Annotated in this window: 2 protein-coding genes; both read right to left on the bottom strand. The window is 33.6% G+C overall.

Annotated features, from left to right (window positions below):
* Window positions 1–23: 23 nt before the first annotated feature.
* Window positions 24–959, bottom strand: a complete 936-nt coding sequence (locus F6K22_RS39675; RefSeq protein WP_293110538.1) for an ATP adenylyltransferase family protein — start codon at window positions 957–959, stop codon at window positions 24–26.
* 257 nt (window positions 960–1216) lie between these two features.
* Window positions 1217–1480, bottom strand: coding sequence for a hypothetical protein (locus F6K22_RS39670; protein WP_293110536.1), 264 nt, complete (start codon window positions 1478–1480; stop codon window positions 1217–1219).
* Window positions 1481–1959: the final 479 nt, after the last annotated feature.

Raw genomic sequence — 1959 nt, 5'->3', positions numbered from 1 at the left:
TAATACATACTCCAGTATTGTTATTACAAAGCAGCAACATGACCCAGAATAGTTAAAGGTTTCTGCTCCTTAATAATATTCATTTGTTCCTGATTTTTCACCAACAAAGCACCTGCAAAACCCAAACTATTCACAGAAATAGACTGAAAATCTTCATACGATCGCGGCACAACTAACATCCATTCTCGCGTCACCAAAAGATTATAATCACCAGACTGTTTCCCACTCATCCCATCACTACCTTCTATACCCACTGCTTTGAGCAAAGTCAAATAACATTCTAGTATCTCAGCAGCAGACTCAACAGGAGAATGCACCCAACCAACATCTAACTTAGCTAAAGCGTGTCGAAAAGGTAGGGACGTTGCATGCAACGTACCTACAGATGTAACACCTATCCCATTATCAAAGCTAGCAGTAGCGATCGCCCTATCTATCGGTATTTTTTCTCCATCTGGCACCATAGGAAGAGGAACTATTTGCAAATGTTTATGACGTTGACTCGCACCTGCGATTTTCCCACCGTTATAAAATGCTAAACCTTCAAACTCCCCCATACAGCTACCCAAAGCTTGAAAATCTTGCAAATTCAGTAAATTTTCTTGTTCCTCAAATTCTCTAGTCACAATGAGTAGATGATGATCGACAACATTATATTTATTCAACAGACACAGATGAGTTCTAGAGATATCCGCAACAAATAAATCCTCCTCATAAGGTAGAAAAGGATTAAAATCTTTGCCAGTGACAACCTTCTTTTTTTCCTGCTGTTTTCTAGCTTCATCTTTGCGCGATAAATTAGACAAAATACGCACCAGGAAGCGAATATTATCCTGTTCTACAAACTCATATTCTGTGGGTATTGGTTGGAGTGCGCCACATTCGAGAGCATATTCAGTTTGTTCTTTTAGTCTTTTCCAGAGAGTACCCGATGCTAATAAAAGTTGATTTTCAGACATAGTTTATTTTTGGAAATCATATCAGTAGTTATGAATCATCATACTATTGAGACGATCATCCAGAGCAATACCTCAAATTTTGAGACAAAAAAAAGTTCCCCTTGAAAAACGGGAACTCGTATCAATAGCAACTACTCTTGAAGTCTGTATCTATTTTCATTATGAAACCAACTTAACTTTTAGCCAAACTTAAACTATTTTAAGCTGCAAAAGCTATAGAATACTTAGAATTTTAGTTCACAGATTACACTATCAAATTAATCTCCAAGTACCTCGTCACAAAATAGTTTAGCTGACTCAAAATCTTTGCCCGATCTATTAGCTTGAGCTTCTTTATTTTCTAGGAAGTTTGAAACTGAACCTTTAGCTAAAGAACGAGTTGTTGCACTGGCACTGTCTTGAACCCAATCATTATTACCAACTTTGTACTTAAAATCGCATCTATACTGATCGTTAGCCGATCCTGCTTGTAAGAAAATACCTAGAGAAGCTAGTGCAGATAGGATCAAGTACTTTCTCATTATAATCTCCTGTAATTGGTTTGCTGTTTAGATAGTAATTTACTGTCTATATTCTTTTTATATCTCTAAGTTAATATTTTTTATTGTTAACTACTATACTATTTACAACTTTTTATTCAATTTTTTTGGTAATAATTCGTTTTTTAAGTATAAATTCTCAGCCAAATATTGGCATCATTAATATTAGTTACTACTGTTTCAGTTTTAATAAAAATTAATTCAAAAATTCTCAGAATTTATGATATAATTAAATTCGATATTTTGCAGGTAATGTAAGTAAAATTTTACAGCTATGTACTTAGATTGTCAAGGGTTTAATGTAACTATTTATCTAAATAATTATGTATGATGAATATGCACAATTACTAAACATTTAATTTGCAATATCAATCACAATTTTATGCATATTAATTACTACTAATTCAAAGAATAAGAAGACTTGCTTAGTCGAGAAAGAAGAAAGTTTTTTCTTTCTCGAC

Origin of the sequence: Okeania sp. SIO2F4, assembly GCF_010672385.1 — a bacterium.
In the GTDB taxonomy this organism is placed as follows: Bacteria; Cyanobacteriota; Cyanobacteriia; order Cyanobacteriales; family Microcoleaceae; genus Trichodesmium.
Note: the sequence above shows the minus strand (reverse complement) of the source record. Positions and strands in the feature narration are given on the sequence as shown.